The organism is Kitasatospora sp. NPDC059795, from assembly GCF_042732175.1.
Classification (GTDB): domain Bacteria; phylum Actinomycetota; class Actinomycetes; order Streptomycetales; family Streptomycetaceae; genus Kitasatospora.
Genome location: NZ_JBHWID010000027.1, coordinates 47,913 through 63,820 on the forward strand (window position 1 = coordinate 47,913; position 15,908 = coordinate 63,820).

Here is a 15,908-nt window from a genome sequence, read left to right on the forward strand (position 1 = left end):
CGGCGTTCGCGGCGCAGGTGCTGGCGGCCTCGGCCGAGTGCGCGCCGCTGCCGAGCGCGGCGGTGGTGGACGTCGGCCGCACGCCGGGGGGTTGGGCGGTGGTGGAGGCCAACGCGGCCTGGGCGAGCGGCGGTTACGCGTGCGATCCGGACGCGGTGCTGGACGTGGTGCTGCGGGCGGCCGGCCCGCTGGGCCGACTCCCCGACTCCGACCGGGCGTTCCTGCGCGAGCTGCCGCGGGTCGAGGGCTGATCCCGGGTCGAAACCGGCGTGCGTCCGCCCGCGCCGGTGCGCGAGGATGATCGTCATGACTTCCTCGCACCTCACCCACATCGCCGAACCGGCGGGCGTCGCCCCGGCCGCCCACTACACCCATGTGGTCACCGGCACGGGCCGCCTGGTCCAGGTCTCCGGGCAGGTCGCCCTCGACGAGCAGGGCCGGGTGGTCGGTGACGGCGACGCGGCGGCCCAGGCCCGGCAGGTGTTCGCGAACCTGGACCGCTGCCTGGCGGCGGCCGGTGCAGGCTTCGCGGACGTCGTCAAGCTGACCATTTTCGTCACCGACATCGGGTACCTCCCGGCGATCCGCGAGGCCCGCGAGGCGTACCTCGACCCGGCCCGGCTGCCGGCGAGTTCGGCGATGCAGGTGGTGGCGCTGTTCCGGCCGGAGCTGCTGATCGAGATCGAGGCGCTGGCCGTCGTCGCCGACTGACGGACCTCGTATTCACTCGAATTCACTCGAAACAATTTCCGTCTCCTGTCCACCAGTTGGGATTCCACCGTGGCTGGATTCCATGCTGCTGCGGGGCCGGTGTGCCGCATACGGTCGGGTGTGGCTGCCGGTCGGCAGTCCGCAGTCTCTCGCCAGGAGGACGGAATTGACCGCCGCCGCGCACCCCGAGGCATCCGAAGCACAACCGCTGGTGCCCCTGCACTGCCTGCTGCGCGCCGAGCCGGGCCCGCCGAGACTGGCGGCGCTGCCGACCGGCACCCCGGTGTGGGTGCTGACCCGGCACGCGGACGTCCGGCAGGCGCTGGCGCACCCCGGCTTCGGCCGGGCCACGCTGTACGCGCCGGACGCGCCGCCGCTGACCCTGACGCCGAACATCCTGGACGACCCGGCGTCGATGCTGAACAGTGACGGCCCCGACCACCAGCTGATCCGCCGCACCGTGCAGCGCGCGTTCACGCCGCGGGCGATCGAGCGCTGGCGGCCCTGGGTGGACGGCGTGGTAAGGGAGTTGGTGGACGACCTGGTCGCCTCCGGCTCGCCCGCGGACGTCGTCGCGGCGCTCACCAAGCCGCTGCCGGTGCGGGTGATCAGCCGGCTGATGGAGCTGGAGGGCCTGGACATCGACCGGCTCGGCCACTGGAGCGACCACGCGCTGTCCACCACGGCCTACACCGCCGAGGAAATCGGCACCGCCATAAGGGAGTTCAGCGAGTTCGGGTACCAGCTGGTGCTGGCCCGGCGGAAGAACCCCGGCGAGGACCTGGTGAGTTCGCTGGTGCAGGCCGCCGACCAGACCGGCGGGGTGACCGAGGCGCAGCTGACCTCGCTCACCATCGGCCTGGTGATCGCCGGCCACGAGACCACCATGACCAGCTTCGGCAACGCGCTGGTGTACCTGCTGGACGCCGACCACGCGGACGCCTGGCGGCGGATCGGCGAGGACCTGTCGGCGGCGACCGCCGCGACCGAGCAGATCCTGCGCACCGTCCCGCTCGGCGACCGCACCTCCGCACCGGGGCAGCTGCGCCGGGCCGTCGCCGACGTCGAGATCGGCGGGGTGCTGATCCCCGAGGGCGCGATCATCGCCTGCGACAGCGCCTCCGCGAACCTCGACCCGGAGGTCTACCCGCCGGGCCCGGCCGACCTGTTCGCGCCGCTCGGCACCCCGTCGCTGACCTTCGGCGCCGGCCCGCACCACTGCCTCGGCGCCTGGCTGGCCCGGATGGAACTCGAACTCGGCCTGCACCACCTCGCCCGCGTCCTGCCGGAACTGCGTCTGGCCACCCCGGTCGAGGACATCGCCTGGCGCACCGGCCTGCTCACCCGCAGCCCGCTGCGGCTGGAGGTCGCCTGGTGAGCGCCGCACCCGTCGCCGTGACGGTCGACCAGGCCCGCTGCATCGGCAGCGGCCTGTGCGCCCGCACCGCCCCCGACGCCCTCACCCTGGCCCCCAACGGTCGCGCCACCCCCGTCCACCCCACGACCGCCCCCTCCGACGACCTCACCGAGGCCGCCGAAATGTGCCCCGTCGAGGCCATCACCGTCCGCAACCCCACCACCGGCGAACTCCTCGCCCCGGTCTGGTAACCACCGCCCCGGCCCCGGCCGGTGTCCGAAGCACGGCCGCACCGCGGCCCCGGACACCGGCCGGGGCCGCGCCGCGCCCGACCGCGTTCAGTCGAGGCGCAGGTGGCGGATCTTGACGGCGGTGCGGCGGAGGGCGGCGTGAAGGGGGGTGTCGGTGTCGGGGGTGGGGTGCAGGCCGGTGAGGTGGGCGATGCGGTCGGCGACCTGGGTGACGGTCAGGCGGTCGGTGGGCAGGTGGGTGGCGAAGGCGGGTTCGGCGAGGCGGCGCAGGCAGTCGTCGAGGCGGCGGACGGCGAAGCTCTCGCCGCCGGCGGGTGCGGGCAGGCGGGCGAGGCGGCGCAGGTGGTGCACGGGTTCGCGTTCGGCGAGTCGGCGCAGCACCGTGGCGCGGTCCGCGAGCAGCGCGAAGTGCCGGACGTCGTGGCCGAGTTCGCGCAGTCGGCCGACGGTTTCGGCGAAGTACGCGGGCTCGGTGACGGTCATCGGGACGATCAGCGGTCCGGGGTGGCGGCGGGCGGCGAGGTCGAGCATCTCGACGGTGCCGGTGCGCCAGGCGGGCAGGTCCTGGAAGTCGCCGCGCAGCACGGGCGGGAGCATCCGGTGGAGGCCGAAGCCGAGGTGTTCGGGGTCGCAGACGGCGGCGCCGGGCAGGCGGCGGGCCAGGTTGTGGGCGGTCTGTGTCTTGCCGCCGCCGAACGGTCCGTTGATCCACACCAGCATGGCCGGTACCTCCGTACGGCCGCCCGCCGTCCTTCGGGGTCCGCGTAGAAATCCGTTTGCCGGAGCAGGGCGGCCGCTGCTACGTTTCCAGAAGCCGTGCGAGAGAACAAGGAGGTGGTACCCGTGAACGCAGGATCGACATGGGTGCTCCCCTCCGGGGTCACGGTCGGACGATAGGTCGTCCGGGAGCGCCGTTTCAAACCGCACTCCCGAAAGGCACGACCGTGCACTTCATTTCCGAGCAGCGCCACGACGACGGCGTCCTCGAACGCGAATTCTCCCTCGGCGACATCCCGGGCATTCTCTGGACGCCTGCTTCCGCGTCCGCCGACGCGCCGGTTCCGCTGATCCTGGTCGGCCACCCGCCGCTCGGTCTGCGCAGGATGTACTCCCGGCTGGCGGGGCGGGCCCGCCACTACGCGGCGCAGTACGGTTTCGCCGCGGCCACCATCGAGCTTCCCGGCAGCGGCGAGCGTCCGCACTGGCCCGAGATCGAGCAGGCCCGGGCGCGGATGCGCGAGACGCTGGCCGCGGGCGAGCCGCTCTCCGGGGAGATCGTCGACGCGCTGGTCCTCCCCCTGGTCGAGAAGGCCGTCCCGGAGTGGCGGGCCGCCATCGACGCCTGCCTCGCGCTGCCGGAGATCGACGGCCCGGTCGGCTACGAGGGCGGGGTGATCTCCGTCGGCGTCCGGCTGGCGGCGGTCGAGCCGCGCGTCGCGGCCGCCGCCCTGTTCGCGGGGAGTTTCGTGCCGGCCGCGATGTTCGAGGAGGCCCGGCGGGTCTCCGTTCCGCTGCTGGTGCTGCTGCAGTGGGACGACGAGGGCAACGACCGGCAGGCCGCGCTGGATCTGTTCGACGCCCTGGCCTCGAAGGAGAAGACCCTGCACGCCAACCTGGGCGGCCACACCGGCGTCCCGCACCACGAAATCGACGCCGGCGCACGGTTCTTCGCCCGGCACCTGAGGTGACACCGTAGCCGTTGCCCGGCCGGCGCCCCGGACCGGCGGCTCACTGCGGCGGCGTTCCCGTCCGCCGGGGTGGCACGGCCTGTGGGAAGTCGAAGAACCCGTCCGGGTCGTGGGCCGCCCTGACGGCCGACAGTCGCGGCAGGTTGGCGCCGTAGTAGGCGTGCGCGTAGTCCTCCAGCTGCGGGTCGGCGTAGTTGACGTAGGCCCGGTCGCCGGCCCACGGCCGCATGGCGTGCCGGAGCGTGCGCAGCCAGCGGGCGGCGTCGTCGAGGACGGCGGCCGGGGTGCCGGGGTCGTACGAGCAGTGGTACTGCGCGGAGAACAGCGCGTCGCGGTGGACGAACGCGGTGGCGTCGGGGGCGACGCGTCCGACCGCGCCGCGCAGGCTGTCCAGCAGGACGTAGCCCGAACCGCCGTCCGCCGCGCGGCGGTTGACGGCGGCGACCAGCGTGTCGACGCCGGCGGGCGGCAGCTGGACGGGGAAGAAGTTGGACGTGGCGACGAACGGCGGCCGGTCGAGCACGGCGTCGGGCGTCCGGCCCGTCAGGTGCAGTTGCGAGGGGGTGCCCGGGTGGCCCGTCATCGACATGATCATCTCCCGGTAGGGGACGATCTCGTTGTGCTGTTCGACCGGCTCGGTCCCGACGGCGGTGACCAGGGCGCCGGCGGCGTCGAGGCCGTCGCCGAGGACGTACAGGTGCGCCTCCGCCGTGCACTCCCCCGTCGACTCGGCGGTCAGCCGCAGGCTGGACCACTGTTCGTCCGGCCGGGTCGGCGCCCAGCGCTGCCAGGCGTCCAGCACCCGGCCCGCGTCGCGCCAACTCCAGCGCAGCGAAGCCGTGGTGACCTCGGTCGTCGGGTGCGTGCGGAACGTGAGCGAGGTGACGACCCCGAAGTTGCCGCCCCCGCCGCCGCGCAACGCCCAGAACAGCTCGGGCTCGCGCTCCGCCGAGCACTCCCTGCTGCGGCCGTCCGCGGTCACCAGCACGGCGGACAGCAGCCGATCGCACGTCAACCCGTAGGCGCGGCAGACGGATCCGAGTCCGCCGCCGAGGGTCAGCCCGGCGATGCCGACGGTCGGGCAGCTCCCGGCGGGGATGGCCCGGTCCTCGGCGAGCAGCGCGTCGTACACGTCGATGAGCAGCGCGCCGCCGCCGATCGTCGCCGTGTCGGCGTCGACGGTGACGGCGTTCATCCGTCCCAGGTCGAGCGTGATCCCCGGGCTGGTGGACCAGCCTCCGAAGCTGTGGCTCCCGCTGCGGGCCGCCATCGGCAGCCCGTACCGCCGGGCGAACGCGATCGTCTGCCGCACGTCCTCGGCCTCCTGCGCGAACACCACCGCCTGCGGCCGCACCTCGAACCGCGAGTTGTACGGCAGCCGCGCCACCTCGTACCCCTCCTCGCCCGGCCGGACCAGTCCCCCGTCGAGATCCCGTGCCAGGGCGGACCAGTCGGCCGAGGTCGTACGCGTCTGCTTCATCCTGCCGATTGTGCGGCCGCACCACCGGTGGTGACCAGGGGGCGTGTGGTGCGGGCGGGTGGTTCGCGGGGGCGGGCGGGCGTGGGCGGCGCCGCCGGGGCGGGGAGGGCGGCAGGATCCGGAAGGTCGTTGCCAGCCACAGCGGCACCGTTGACCCCGGTGCCGCTCACCGAGGCGGGAGTGCCGTCGTGACCGCAACCGAGGAACCGGAGAGCGCCGAGCCGCGAGTGGAGCCCTATCGGCATCCGGCCGCGGGGTGGGGTGCGGCGAAGTCGGTGGCGCGGGTGCTGGCGCGGACGGGCGAGTGGGTGGACGGGCCGCGGGCGGTGCTGCGGATGAACCACGAGAACGGGGGGTTCGACTGTCCGGGGTGCGCGTGGCCGGACGACTACAAGGGCCTGCACCTGGACATCTGCGAGAACGGCATCAAGCACGTCACGTGGGAGATGACGCGCAAGCGGGTGGGGCGGGAGTTCTTCGCGGCGCACACCGTCGCCGAGCTCTCCACCTGGAGCGATTTCGCGTTGGAGGACCAGGGGCGGCTGACCGAGCCGATGGTGTACGACGCGGGCTCCGACCGGTACCTGCCGATCTCCTGGCAGCAGGCGTTCGAGCTGGTCGGCGGGGCGCTGCGCGGGCTGGACGATCCGAACCGGGCGGCGTTCTACACCTCGGGGCGCCTCGGCAACGAGGCGACCTTCCTGTACCAGTTGCTGGCCCGTGAGCTGGGCACCAACAACCTCCCGGACTGTTCGAACATGTGTCACGAGGCGTCCGGCCGGGCGCTGACGGCCTCGCTCGGCACCGGGAAGGGCACCGTCGACCTGAAGGACTGGGAGGCCGCGGACGCGCTGTTCATCCTCGGGGTGAACGCCGCGTCGAACGCGCCGCGGATGCTGACCGCGCTGGCGGACGCGCACCGGCGGGGCGCGCAGGTGGTGCACGTCAATCCGCTGGTGGAGGCGGCGGCGACCCGCACCATCGTGCCGCACGAGTTCGCGAACATGGCGCTGATGCGGGCCACCTCGACCAGCACGCTGAACCTCCAGGTGCGGATCGGCGGGGACTTCGCGCTGCTGCGGGCGATGGCGAAGGCGCTGCTGGAGCAGGCGAAGCACGATCCGCGGGCGCTGGACGAGGAGTTCGTCGAGCGGCACACCGCGGGTTTCGCCGCGTACCGGGAGCTGTGCGAGCGCACGCCGTGGGAGGAGTTGGAGCGGCAGAGCGGGCTGAGCCGGGCGCAGCTGCTGGAGGCGGCGCGGGTGTACGGGGAGGCGGACCGGTCGATCTTCTCCTGGTGTCTGGGGGTGACGCAGCACGAGCACGGGGTGGACACCGTCCGGGAGATCGTCAACGTGCTGCTGCTGCGCGGGAATCTGGGCCGGGAGGGCGCGGGGCCGTCGCCGGTGCGCGGGCATTCGAACGTCCAGGGCAACCGGACCTGCGGGATCGACCACCGGCCGGAGGCGGCGTTCCTGGACCGGTTGGCGACGGTGTGCGGGATCGATCCGCCGCGTGAGCCGGGGCTGGACACGGTGGGGGTGATCGGGGCGATGGCGCGCGGCGAGGTGTCGGTGTTCGTCGGGATGGGCGGCAACTTCGCGATGGCCGCGCCGGACACCGCGTTCACCCACCGGGCGCTGCGCCGCTGCGAGTTGACGGTGCACGTGTCGACGAAGCTGAACCGCAGCCATCTGGTGCACGGGCGGCAGGCGTTGATCCTGCCGTGTCTGGGCCGCACCGAGCAGGACCGGCAGCGCGGCGGGGTGCAGGCCACCTCGGTGGAGGACTCGATGAGCATGGTGCACCTGTCGGTGGGCATGCGGAAGCGTCCGCCGTCGCCGCACCTGTTGTCGGAGCCGGCGATCGTCGCGGGCATCGCGCGGGCCGCGCTGCCGGACAGTGCGACGCCGTGGGAGTGGTACGTGGAGGACTACGACCGGATCCGCGACACCATGGCGAAGGCGCTGGACGGTTTCGAGGACTTCAACCGCCGGGTGCGGCTGCCGCTGGGGTTCCGGATCAAGCAGCCGGCCCGCGAGCTGGTGTTCCTGACCCCGTCGGGGAAGGCGGAGTTCTCCGCCGCGCCGCTGCCGGACGTGGTGCCGCAGCCGGGGACGCTGGTGCTGGGCACGATGCGCTCGCACGACCAGTGGAACACCACGATCTACTCGGACGACGACCGCTACCGGGGGGTGCGGAACCTGCGCACGCTGGTGTTCATGAACCGCGAGGACATGCGGGAGCGCCGCCTGGCCGAACTCGATCCGGTCGACATCACGGCGACGGCCCGGGACGGCTCGACACGCGCGCTGCACGGCTACCTGGCCGTCCCGTACGACCTGCCGCGCGGCTGTGCGGCCGGGTACATGCCGGAGATGAACGTGCTGTGCGCGCTGGGCGACTTCAGCAGCCAGAGCGATCAGCCGATCATGAAGCACCTGAACGTGGTGGTCAGCCGCGCCGCCACCACGCCCTGACGGACCGCCACATGCCGCGGGCGGGGCGGCTCGGGCCGGTCGTGAGCAGCGCCCGGCCGTCGAACCGGCCGCCGGGCACCTCGATCGGCGCTTTGCGGTCGGCCTCGGCGAGCAGTTCGGCGTGCGCCGCGTACGAGGTGCCGCGCACTGCCTCCTCGTACGCGGCCAGTGCTCCGCCCACGGCGGCGGCGGCTCCGCGGTGGCGCCGCAGTGCCTGTCCGGCCAGGCCGAGCAGGGTCAGCACGGCGGCCAGTACGGCCAGCGCGATCAGGTAGGGCAGCATCACCGCTCCGGGGTCGGTTCCGGTACTCGATCCTCCAACGTCCGTGCCGGGTCGGGCAGTTCCGCAGGGTCGTCAGCCGGGGAGGCCGAACAGCGCGGTGCAGGCGGCGAGGCCGGCGAGTTCGGCTTCGGCGGGCAGTCGCAGTTCGAGGCGCGGGGTGCGTACGCTCAGGCCGGCGAGCGGCCAGTGGTCGGTCAGCATCGGATCAGTGTGCCCCGCACGGGGTCTGGCGGTGGATCACTTTCTGCTGTCGCACTCCGCCGGCCCGGTCGGTTCCGGTGGACGGCCGGTCCGGCGCTTCCCCGGGGGCGGACCGACCGGCGCGACGGGGTGCTGCGGAACCGGGCGGCGGCCGGGGCCGACGGGGAAGACGGGGCCGAGGAAAGCGCTCGTCGACGCGCCGGCTCGCGGCCGCGGCGAGCGCGACCCGTGGCCGACACCGGTTACCGGTCAGGAACTTGACAAGCCTGATGGTCTGAACCAATCTGGCGATCGAAAGCGGCCGCGACGCCTTCCCGGCGCCGCCCTTCCCCGCCGCCGATCTCGCTGCCCGGCCCCGCTGCGGGGGCCGCCGCGCCCGTCCCGCCTCGTCTCGCGCGGGCGCTCTCGTTCCGCCTGCTCCCTGGAGGGGCTCCCATGTCCGTACCGTCCCGCCGCGCCCACCTGTTCCGGGCCGCGAGCGACCGCCCGTACTTCAGCACCGACGGCGAGTCGTACCTCGCCCAGCACACCCTGCGCGAACTGGCCAAGTCCCGGCCGCTGCGCGTGCTGTCCGAGGAGGACTTCGCGCACTGGCAGACCTACGGCTACGTGATCGTCCGCGAGGCGGTGCCGGCCGAACACGCCCGCCGGATGCTCGACTTCGCCTTCGAGTTCCAGGGGCTGGACCCGCGCGACCCGGACAGCTGGTTCGTCGACCGGCCGTTCCGCTCCGAACTCGACCAGCAGCTGCACGTCTACGGCTTCGTCGAGGCGTACCACCACCAGCTGCTGTGGGACAGCCGGCAGAACCTGCGGGTCTACGACGCGTTCGTCGACGTCTGGGACTGCGAGGAACTGTGGGTCACCCTGGACCGGCTCAACCTGAACCCGCCCAACCGCGGCAGCCGCGACCGGGCGCTGATCGACCCCGCCGACCGGGGCGCCGACGTCGAGCTGCACTGGGACATCGACACCTCCCTGGGCGTTCCGCCGCAGCGCGTGCAGGGCATCGTCGCCCTCAACGACTCCGCGCCGGAGACCGGCGGCTTCCACTGCAGCCCGGAGCTGTTCCGGCGCTTCGAGCCGTGGAAGCTCGCCCAGCCGGCCGGCCGCAACCCCGTCCGGCCCGTCGTCGACCGCGCCGAACTCCCGCTCGTCCGACCGGACTTGCATCCCGGCGACCTGCTGATCTGGAACGGCCTGCTGGCGCACGGCGTCGCCCGCAACCTGTCCGAGCAGGGCGTGCGGGCCGTGCAGTACCTGTCGATGATGCCCGCGCTGGAGGAGCACGAACGGCTGCGCAGGTCCCGCGTCGACTCCTGGCGGCACCTGCACACCCCGCGCTGGAACCGCACCCTGGTGGGTGACCCGGTCCTGCCCGAGTCCAGGCGCTACCCGACGGCGCGGCTCACCGAGCTCGGCAGCCGGCTGCTCGGCCTGGCCTCCTGGCACGAGCCGGCCGCGTTCGAGATCGGGACGACCACGTACGTCGCCTCCGCCTGAACCCGCCCACCGACCGGGCCTGCCCGCCGACCGGGCCTGCGCCGCGCACCGACGCCCGACGCCCGGCGCACCGCGCAGGCCGGCGGCCTCCGCCGCGGGGCGCCGGTCATCCGTTCCGTCGGCCGGCCCGGTTCCACCACGCCATGTCGGCCTCGGCCTGTTCGAGGTCGTCGAGGCGGCGGACGGCGCGGCTGACGAACTCGGCGGGGAGCCGGACGGCGTGCTCGGTGACGTAGTGGGCGAGCCCGCTGCGCCGGACGTACCGGCCGTCGCTCAGGTCGGCGTTGCCGTTGGAGCGGCCGCACAGGCGGCAGCGGGAGGCGCCCATGTACTGGCGGATCAGCCGGCCCCGGTCGAGGTGGGCGGCGACCCGGGACCGCTCCTCCCCGTCCCAGGTCTCGTCCACCAGCCGTGCCGCGTCCGGCAGTTCGGGCGTCTGCTGCGAGGCCCGGTAGCCCAGCGCCCGCAGCACCGGGCTCCCCTGTCGGGGGCCGGGTCAGGAGACGCCGGGCGGCTCGGTCGGCAGCGCGTGGGCCAGCGACTCCAACGAGCCCAGCGCGTCGGGGCCGGCCGGGGTGAGGACGACGGTGGTGGCCCCGGCGGCGTGGCGGGCGGCGACGGCGGCGCGGGCCTGGTCGGGGGTGCCGACGACGGCGAGGGCGCGGACCTGCTCGGCGGGCAGGCTGCGGGCGAACTCCGCGCCGTCGGCGCAGGCCGCGCGGTGGGCGCGGAGTTCGGCGGCGAACGGCAGGGGGTCGATGTGGGCGGCCCAGTCGGGTTCGCCGATCGCGGACAGGCCGGCGCGGACCCGGTCGAGGGCGGTGGCCTCGTCCGCGTCGACCGCCGCGACGTCGTAGGTGACGACCGTGGCGTCCGGGCGCAGGTGGCGGCGGGAGGCCTCGATGTACGCGGGGGCGGCGGGTTCGGCCAGCAGCAGCCCGTCGGCGACCTCGCCCGCCGCGGCCTGCGACTTGGGGCCGCGCACGCCGAGGATCACCGGCGGGACGACCTCCGGAAGCTCCGTCAGCCGCACGCCCTCACACTGCACGTAGCGTCCGTTCGCGGGGCCGGGTTCGCCGCGCAGCAGGGTGCGCAGCGCGGTGGTGTACTCCTTGAGCAGTGTCAGCGGGCTGGCCGGCCAGGCGCCGGCGTCCCGCATCCAGCCGGGCATGCCGTGGCCGATGCCGACGGTCAGGCGGCCGGGGTGGAGTTGGGCGAGGGTGGCGAGTTCCATCGCGGCGAAGCAGACGTTGCGGGCTCCGGCGGGCAGGATGCCGATGCCGACGGTGATCCGTTCGGTCACGGCGAGGAGGGTCGCGGCCTGGGCGATGCCGCCTCGCCAGCCGAGGTCCTCGACCACCCAGAGTTCGTCGAAGCCCAACTCCTCGGCCCGGCGCGCGTAGGGGTGGAGGTCGTTGACCGGAAGGTCGCGGGGCAGCATGACGCCGATCCGGCCTGCGTCGGTCCTGGCCGGGGCGGTCCGGCCCGGGGCGGGGGCTGCTTCGGTGCTGGGCATCGAGGGCTCCTCGGGAGGGTGTTCCGCGCGACCCGTCACGCCGACGCGGAAAATCCGGTGATCATACCGCCACCCTGGCCCCCGCGTGAGGCCCCGTCAGCGCGCCGCCACCGCCGACTCGTCCGCCACCGACTCACCCGCCATCGGCTCGCCCGCCACCGCCCGGTCCGCCACCGCGACCGGTGCCTTCCGGTCCACCGCCCTCCGGTCCACCGCCCATGCACCGGCCGCGATCAGGAAGCCGATGAACGCCAGCCCCGCGCCGACCAGCGTGGGCGATGTCCACCCGAAGCCGAAGGAGAGCGCCAGCCCGCCGTAGAACGCGCCCTGCGCGTTGGCCAGGTTGAACGCGCCCTGCACCGTCGCGGACGCCAGCGTGGGCGCCGAGCGGGCCTTCTGGATCACCAGGGTCTGCACGGTGGGAACGGTCGCGAACCCGGCCATGCCGATCAGCACCACCGTCAGGGCGGCCGACCACCGGGCGTGCGAAGTGACCGCGAACAGCGCGAGCGCGCCGGACATGGCGAGGAACGAGGCGCACAGCGACGGCCGCAGCGCCCGGTCGGCCGCGTACCCGCCGATGGCGTTGCCGATGGTCATGCCGACGCCGAACAGCGCGAGGATCACGGTGACGGAGGAGTCGGCGAAGCCGGCGACCTCGGTGAGGACGGGGGTGATGTAGCTGTAGCAGGCGAACAGCCCGGCGCAGCCGAACACCACGGTGGCCAGCGCGTACCAGAGCTGCCTGTTGCCGAACGCGGCGAGTTCGCTGCGCACTCCGCCGCCGGGGTGGGTGGGCAGCTGCGGGACGAGGCGCGCGATGGCGAGCGCGCCGAGCAGGCCGATCACGACCACGACGAGCATCGCGGCGCGCCAGCCGAGGTGCTGCCCGAGCAGGGTCGCGACAGGGACGCCGAGGATGTTGGCGACGGTGAGGCCGGAGAACATCACCGAGACGGCGCGGGCCCGCAGGTGGGGGGCGACGAGTTCGGCGGCGGCGACGGCGCCCGCGCCGAAGAACGCGCCGTGCGGGAGTCCGGCGATCAGCCGGGCGGCGGCGAGGAAGCCGAAGTTCGGGGCGATCGCGCACAGCAGGTTGCCGGCGGTGAACAGCGCGGCCAGGCCGACCAGGACGGTCTTGCGGGGCAGTCGGGCGGCGCCGACGGTGAGCAGCGGGGCGCCGATCACCACGCCGATCGCGTACATGGAGATCAGCCAGCCGGCGTGCGGGATGGACACGTCGAGGCTGTCCGCGATCTGCGGGAGCAGTCCCATGGCCGCGAACTCGGTGGTGCCGATGGCGAACGCGGTGATGGCGAGGGCGACGAGCGCCAAGGGCATGGGGGTGCTCCACAACGGGGTCGGCGGGGTGGCTGGGCTGCGGCACCGACGGAATGTCAACGTTGTCAGTGCCAACCGATCCTACCGGCCCCGTCCGCCTCCCCCGCCGGTCCGTCCGGATGGCGGTCGGGCGACGGACGGGTGTCCTCCCGGTGCCGGCGCCCTCCCGGCGAACCAGGCGCGGGCCTCGCCGGCGGGCAGCACGCGGACGAGTTCGACCCGGCCGGGGAGCATCGGGAAGAACCGGTCGGCGTTCCAACTGTGCGGGTACGCCGGGTCGTCCAGCACCAGCAGGCGGCACCCGTCGACGGCGGGAACGTCGTCGGGCGGGCCCTCGTTCCAGATCCGGTCGCCGCCGGGCGAGCCGGGCGCGAAGCTGTACGGCGACCCGGGCGGCGACTTCGAGGGCGTGCTGCCCGAGCAGTCCGCCGTGGCCGCCGCCTTCGCCGACCTGGAGCGCGAACAGGCCGCCACCGACGCCGAGTTCGTCAGGCATCCCGACCCGGCGGCCCGCATCGGCCGCGACCGCGACGCCGTCCGCGGCCTCTGGATGCACCGCATCGAGGAGCACGCCCGCCACTGCGGCCACGCCGACCTCCTGCGCGAACGCGTCGACGGCCGCACCGGCCAGTAACCCCCACGACCGGCGGTGCCCGCCCGCCCCCACCACCGGGCACCGCCCGCACGCCTCCGTCCCCCACGCCCGACGCGGGCTCCCCGGGGCCCGGAACGCCGGCAGCCCGGGCGCGTGGGACGCACCCGGGCGTGCAGGAGGAGAGGGGGTCAGGCCGCGTTGAACTCGTCCGGGTTCGGGCCGGTGCGCAGGCCGCGATCGGTGGCGGCGATGGCGGTCATCTCGTCGTCGGTGAGGGTGAAGTCGAAGACGTCGAGGTTCTGCCGGATCCGGGCCGGGGTGACGGACTTCGGGATCACCAGGTTGCCGAGCTGGAGGTGCCAGCGCAGCACCACCTGGGCGGGGGACTTGCCGGTGCGCTCGGCGATCGCGGTGATCGCCGGGTCGCCCAGCACGGCGCCCTGGGCGAGCGGGCTCCAGGCCTCGGTGGCGATGCCGTGCTCGGCGTGGAACTTTCGCAGCTCGGCCTGCTGGAGGCCCGGGTGCAGCTCGACCTGGTTGACGGCGGGCACCAGGCCGCCGTTCTCGATCAGCCGGGTCAGGTGCGCGGGCTGGAAGTTGGAGACGCCCGCGGCGCGGATCCGGCCGTCGGCGGCGAGGCGCTCGATGGCCCGCCAGGAGTCGAGGTACAGGTCGCGGGCCGGGGTGGGCCAGTGGATCAGGTACAGGTCGACGGTCTCCAGGCCGAGCTTGTCGAGGCCGGCGTCGAAGGCCCGCAGGGTCGCGTCGTAGCCCTGGTCGGCGTTCCACAGCTTGGTGGTGACGAACAGCTCCTCGCGCGGCAGCCCGGACGCGGCCAGCGCCTTGCCGACGCCGCGCTCGTTGCCGTAGATCGCGGCGGTGTCGATGCTGCGGTAGCCGGACTCCAGGGCGGTGGCGACGGCGGCGGTGGTCTCCTCGTCCGGGACCTGGAAGACGCCGAAGCCGAGCTGCGGCATCTCGACGCCGTTGTCGAGGGTGACGGTGGGGACGGTCATGGGGGTCAAGCCCTTTCGGTGAGGGTGTAGGTGAGGGTCTGGGCGCGGACCAGGCCGGCGCGGAAGACGAAGGTGTCGACTCCGTCGGTCACCTGCCGGGTGGCGGTGGCGGCGCTCCACCGGAGGAACAGCAGGTCGTCGGCGAACTGCGGGTCCAACTGCCGGTCGGCGTCCGGGAGATCGGCCAGGAGGCGGCCGAGGATCCGCCGGACCCCGTCGTGTCCGCGGAACGCGCCCTCGGGGGTGATGAGGACGGCGTCCTCGGCGTAGCTCCCGGCGATCAGGTCGAGGTCGCCGGTGGCGAGGTGCCGGCCGTGTTCGGCGAAGACCTCCTGCGGGGTGCGGGCGGTCACCGGTCGAGTGCCGTCAGCCGAGTGCCGTCAGCGCGGCGGCGGCGAAGGAGTGGTCCTGTTCGGGGACGCCGACGCCGACGGCGCCGACGAGCACGGCCCGGTCGTCGCGGCGGAAGGCCAGCGGGTGACCGCCCGCGTCCAGGACGGTGACGCCGACCGCGACCCCGGCCGCCTCGGCGGCGGTGCGGGCGGCGGCGACCAGGGTCTCGGCGTCGGCGGTGGTCAGCGGGGTGAGGGTGGTGCTCATGGCGGTGCTTTCTCCTGGAAGGAACGGGAGAGGGTCGGTCAGTGGTGGACGGGGACGGGAGCGGCGGTGACAGCGTCCTCCGGTACGGGGGTGCGGCGCTCCAGGGCGGCGGACCAGAGGGCGAGCAGGAGGGCGGCCCCGGCGAGCAGCGCGCCGACCCAGTTCGGGGCGGTGTAGCCGAGACCCGCGGCGATGACGGCGCCGCCGAGCCATGCGGCGAGCGCGTTGCCCAGGTTGAATGCTCCGATGTTGACGGCGGAGGCCAGCGTCGGCGCGCCGTGCGCCTGGTCGAGGACCCGCTTCTGGAGCGGCGGGACGGTGGCGAAGCCGAACGCCCCGACGAGCATGACGGTCACCGCGGCGAGGATCTTGTGGTGGGCGGTGAGGGTGAACAGGGCCAGGACGACGGCGAGTCCGCCGAGGGAGGTGTAGAGCATCGGCATCAGCTTGCGGTCGGCGAACCGGCCGCCGAGCAGGTTGCCGAGGAACATCCCGACGCCGAACAGGACCAGCAGCCAGGTGACGGCCCCGTCGGAGTACCCCGCGACGTTGGTCATCATCGGGGCGATGTAGGTGATCGCCGCGAACACGCCGCCGAAGCCGAGGACGGTCATCGCCATGGCGAGCAGGACCTGGGGGTTGCGGAACGCCTTGAGCTCGCGGCGCAGGTGGGCGCCCTCGGGGCGGGGCAGCGCGGGGACGAGCTTGGCGATGCCGAGCAGTCCGACCACGCCGAGCCCGGCGACGACGGCGAAGGTGACCCGCCAGCCGACGGCCTGGCCGATGAAGGTGCCCAGCGGAACGCCGACGATGTTGGCGACGGTGAGGCCGGTGAACATCGTGGCGATGGCGCCGGCCTTCTTCTCGGGGGCCACCAGTTCGGCGG

General features: G+C 73.9%; 19 protein-coding genes. 8 read left to right on the plus strand and 11 right to left on the minus strand.

The genetic code is table 11. The annotated features are described in order from the left end of the window. Positions 1 to 17 precede the first annotated feature (17 nt). The 4 genes from ACFV4P_RS33515 to ACFV4P_RS33530 all read left to right on the plus strand — a co-directional run bounded on the left by ACFV4P_RS33515 (position 18) and on the right by ACFV4P_RS33530 (position 2,319). Positions 18 to 251, plus strand: a complete 234-nt coding sequence (locus ACFV4P_RS33515) for an ATP-grasp domain-containing protein (RefSeq protein ID WP_380477284.1) — start codon at positions 18 to 20, stop codon at positions 249 to 251. Positions 252 to 297: 46 nt separating this feature from the next. Then, a complete protein-coding gene (locus tag ACFV4P_RS33520) occupies positions 298 to 711 on the plus strand; it encodes a RidA family protein (protein ID WP_380477285.1) in 414 nt (137 codons plus the stop codon). A gap of 166 nt (positions 712 to 877) precedes the next feature. Then, positions 878 to 2,089, plus strand: coding sequence for a cytochrome P450 (locus ACFV4P_RS33525; RefSeq protein WP_380477267.1), 1,212 nt, complete (start codon positions 878 to 880; stop codon positions 2,087 to 2,089). Then, complete coding sequence (locus ACFV4P_RS33530) at positions 2,086 to 2,319, plus strand: ferredoxin (protein ID WP_380477268.1); 234 nt, start codon at positions 2,086 to 2,088, stop codon at positions 2,317 to 2,319. Before ACFV4P_RS33525 ends, ACFV4P_RS33530 begins: the two co-directional genes overlap by 4 nt. Before the next feature lie 87 nt (positions 2,320 to 2,406). On the opposite strand, the gene ACFV4P_RS33535 is transcribed toward ACFV4P_RS33530, so the two are convergent. Beyond that, entirely contained in the window at positions 2,407 to 3,039 is a 633-nt protein-coding gene (locus tag ACFV4P_RS33535) for an AAA family ATPase (protein WP_380477269.1), read from the minus strand. A gap of 224 nt (positions 3,040 to 3,263) precedes the next feature. Here ACFV4P_RS33535 and ACFV4P_RS33540 point away from each other — a divergent pair, with 224 nt between their 5' ends. Then, positions 3,264 to 4,007 carry a dienelactone hydrolase family protein gene (locus ACFV4P_RS33540; protein WP_380477270.1) on the plus strand — a complete coding sequence of 248 codons (744 nt, stop codon included), beginning with the start codon at positions 3,264 to 3,266 and terminating at the stop codon, positions 4,005 to 4,007. Between the two features lie 40 nt (positions 4,008 to 4,047). On the opposite strand, the gene ACFV4P_RS33545 is transcribed toward ACFV4P_RS33540, so the two are convergent. Beyond that, a complete protein-coding gene (locus tag ACFV4P_RS33545; RefSeq protein ID WP_380477271.1) occupies positions 4,048 to 5,487 on the minus strand; it encodes an FAD-binding oxidoreductase in 1,440 nt (479 codons plus the stop codon). A gap of 188 nt (positions 5,488 to 5,675) precedes the next feature. Between ACFV4P_RS33545 and ACFV4P_RS33550 the strand changes: the two genes are divergently transcribed. Beyond that, positions 5,676 to 7,967, plus strand: a complete 2,292-nt coding sequence (locus tag ACFV4P_RS33550; protein ID WP_380477272.1) for an FdhF/YdeP family oxidoreductase — start codon at positions 5,676 to 5,678, stop codon at positions 7,965 to 7,967. Here the strand turns inward: ACFV4P_RS33550 and ACFV4P_RS33555 are convergent. Together ACFV4P_RS33555 and ACFV4P_RS33560 are read right to left on the minus strand one after the other, a co-directional pair. Further along, positions 7,942 to 8,250 (minus strand): hypothetical protein, encoded by a 309-nt coding sequence (locus tag ACFV4P_RS33555; protein WP_380477273.1) that lies wholly within the window; start codon positions 8,248 to 8,250, stop codon positions 7,942 to 7,944. The two genes, ACFV4P_RS33550 and ACFV4P_RS33555, sit on opposite strands and share 26 nt — an antisense overlap. Before the next feature lie 72 nt (positions 8,251 to 8,322). Continuing rightward, positions 8,323 to 8,451, minus strand: coding sequence for a hypothetical protein (locus tag ACFV4P_RS33560; protein WP_380477274.1), 129 nt, complete (start codon positions 8,449 to 8,451; stop codon positions 8,323 to 8,325). 435 nt (positions 8,452 to 8,886) lie between these two features. On the opposite strand from ACFV4P_RS33560, the gene ACFV4P_RS33565 reads away from it, so the two are divergent. Continuing rightward, positions 8,887 to 9,954, plus strand: coding sequence for a phytanoyl-CoA dioxygenase family protein (locus ACFV4P_RS33565; protein ID WP_380477275.1), 1,068 nt, complete (start codon positions 8,887 to 8,889; stop codon positions 9,952 to 9,954). A 106-nt stretch (positions 9,955 to 10,060) separates the two neighbouring features. Here ACFV4P_RS33565 and ACFV4P_RS33570 read toward each other — a convergent pair whose 3' ends face one another. The 3 genes from ACFV4P_RS33570 to ACFV4P_RS33580 form a co-directional block, all read right to left on the minus strand. Next, positions 10,061 to 10,426, minus strand: a complete 366-nt coding sequence (locus tag ACFV4P_RS33570; RefSeq protein WP_380477276.1) for a hypothetical protein — start codon at positions 10,424 to 10,426, stop codon at positions 10,061 to 10,063. Positions 10,427 to 10,450: 24 nt separating this feature from the next. Further along, positions 10,451 to 11,470 carry an LLM class flavin-dependent oxidoreductase gene (locus ACFV4P_RS33575; RefSeq protein WP_380477277.1) on the minus strand — a complete coding sequence of 340 codons (1,020 nt, stop codon included), beginning with the start codon at positions 11,468 to 11,470 and terminating at the stop codon, positions 10,451 to 10,453. A gap of 96 nt (positions 11,471 to 11,566) precedes the next feature. Further along, positions 11,567 to 12,811 (minus strand): MFS transporter, encoded by a 1,245-nt coding sequence (locus ACFV4P_RS33580; RefSeq protein ID WP_380477278.1) that lies wholly within the window; start codon positions 12,809 to 12,811, stop codon positions 11,567 to 11,569. On the opposite strand from ACFV4P_RS33580, the gene ACFV4P_RS33585 reads away from it, so the two are divergent. Beyond that, positions 12,810 to 13,445: a DUF664 domain-containing protein gene (locus tag ACFV4P_RS33585; RefSeq protein WP_380477286.1), complete on the plus strand. Its 636-nt coding sequence runs from the start codon at positions 12,810 to 12,812 to the stop codon at positions 13,443 to 13,445. The genes ACFV4P_RS33580 and ACFV4P_RS33585 overlap by 2 nt on opposite strands. 149 nt (positions 13,446 to 13,594) lie before the next feature. Here the strand turns inward: ACFV4P_RS33585 and ACFV4P_RS33590 are convergent, their stop codons facing one another. The 4 genes from ACFV4P_RS33590 to ACFV4P_RS33605 all read right to left on the minus strand — a co-directional run. After that, positions 13,595 to 14,422 carry an aldo/keto reductase gene (locus ACFV4P_RS33590; RefSeq protein WP_380477279.1) on the minus strand — a complete coding sequence of 276 codons (828 nt, stop codon included), beginning with the start codon at positions 14,420 to 14,422 and terminating at the stop codon, positions 13,595 to 13,597. Between the two features lie 5 nt (positions 14,423 to 14,427). Next, positions 14,428 to 14,775, minus strand: a complete 348-nt coding sequence (locus tag ACFV4P_RS33595; protein ID WP_380477280.1) for a nuclear transport factor 2 family protein — start codon at positions 14,773 to 14,775, stop codon at positions 14,428 to 14,430. Between the two features lie 13 nt (positions 14,776 to 14,788). Next, positions 14,789 to 15,022 (minus strand): heme-binding protein, encoded by a 234-nt coding sequence (locus tag ACFV4P_RS33600; protein WP_380477281.1) that lies wholly within the window; start codon positions 15,020 to 15,022, stop codon positions 14,789 to 14,791. A 38-nt stretch (positions 15,023 to 15,060) separates the two neighbouring features. Beyond that, the coding region (locus ACFV4P_RS33605) for an MFS transporter (RefSeq protein ID WP_380477282.1) at positions 15,061 to 15,908 on the minus strand (848 nt) is incomplete at its 5' end.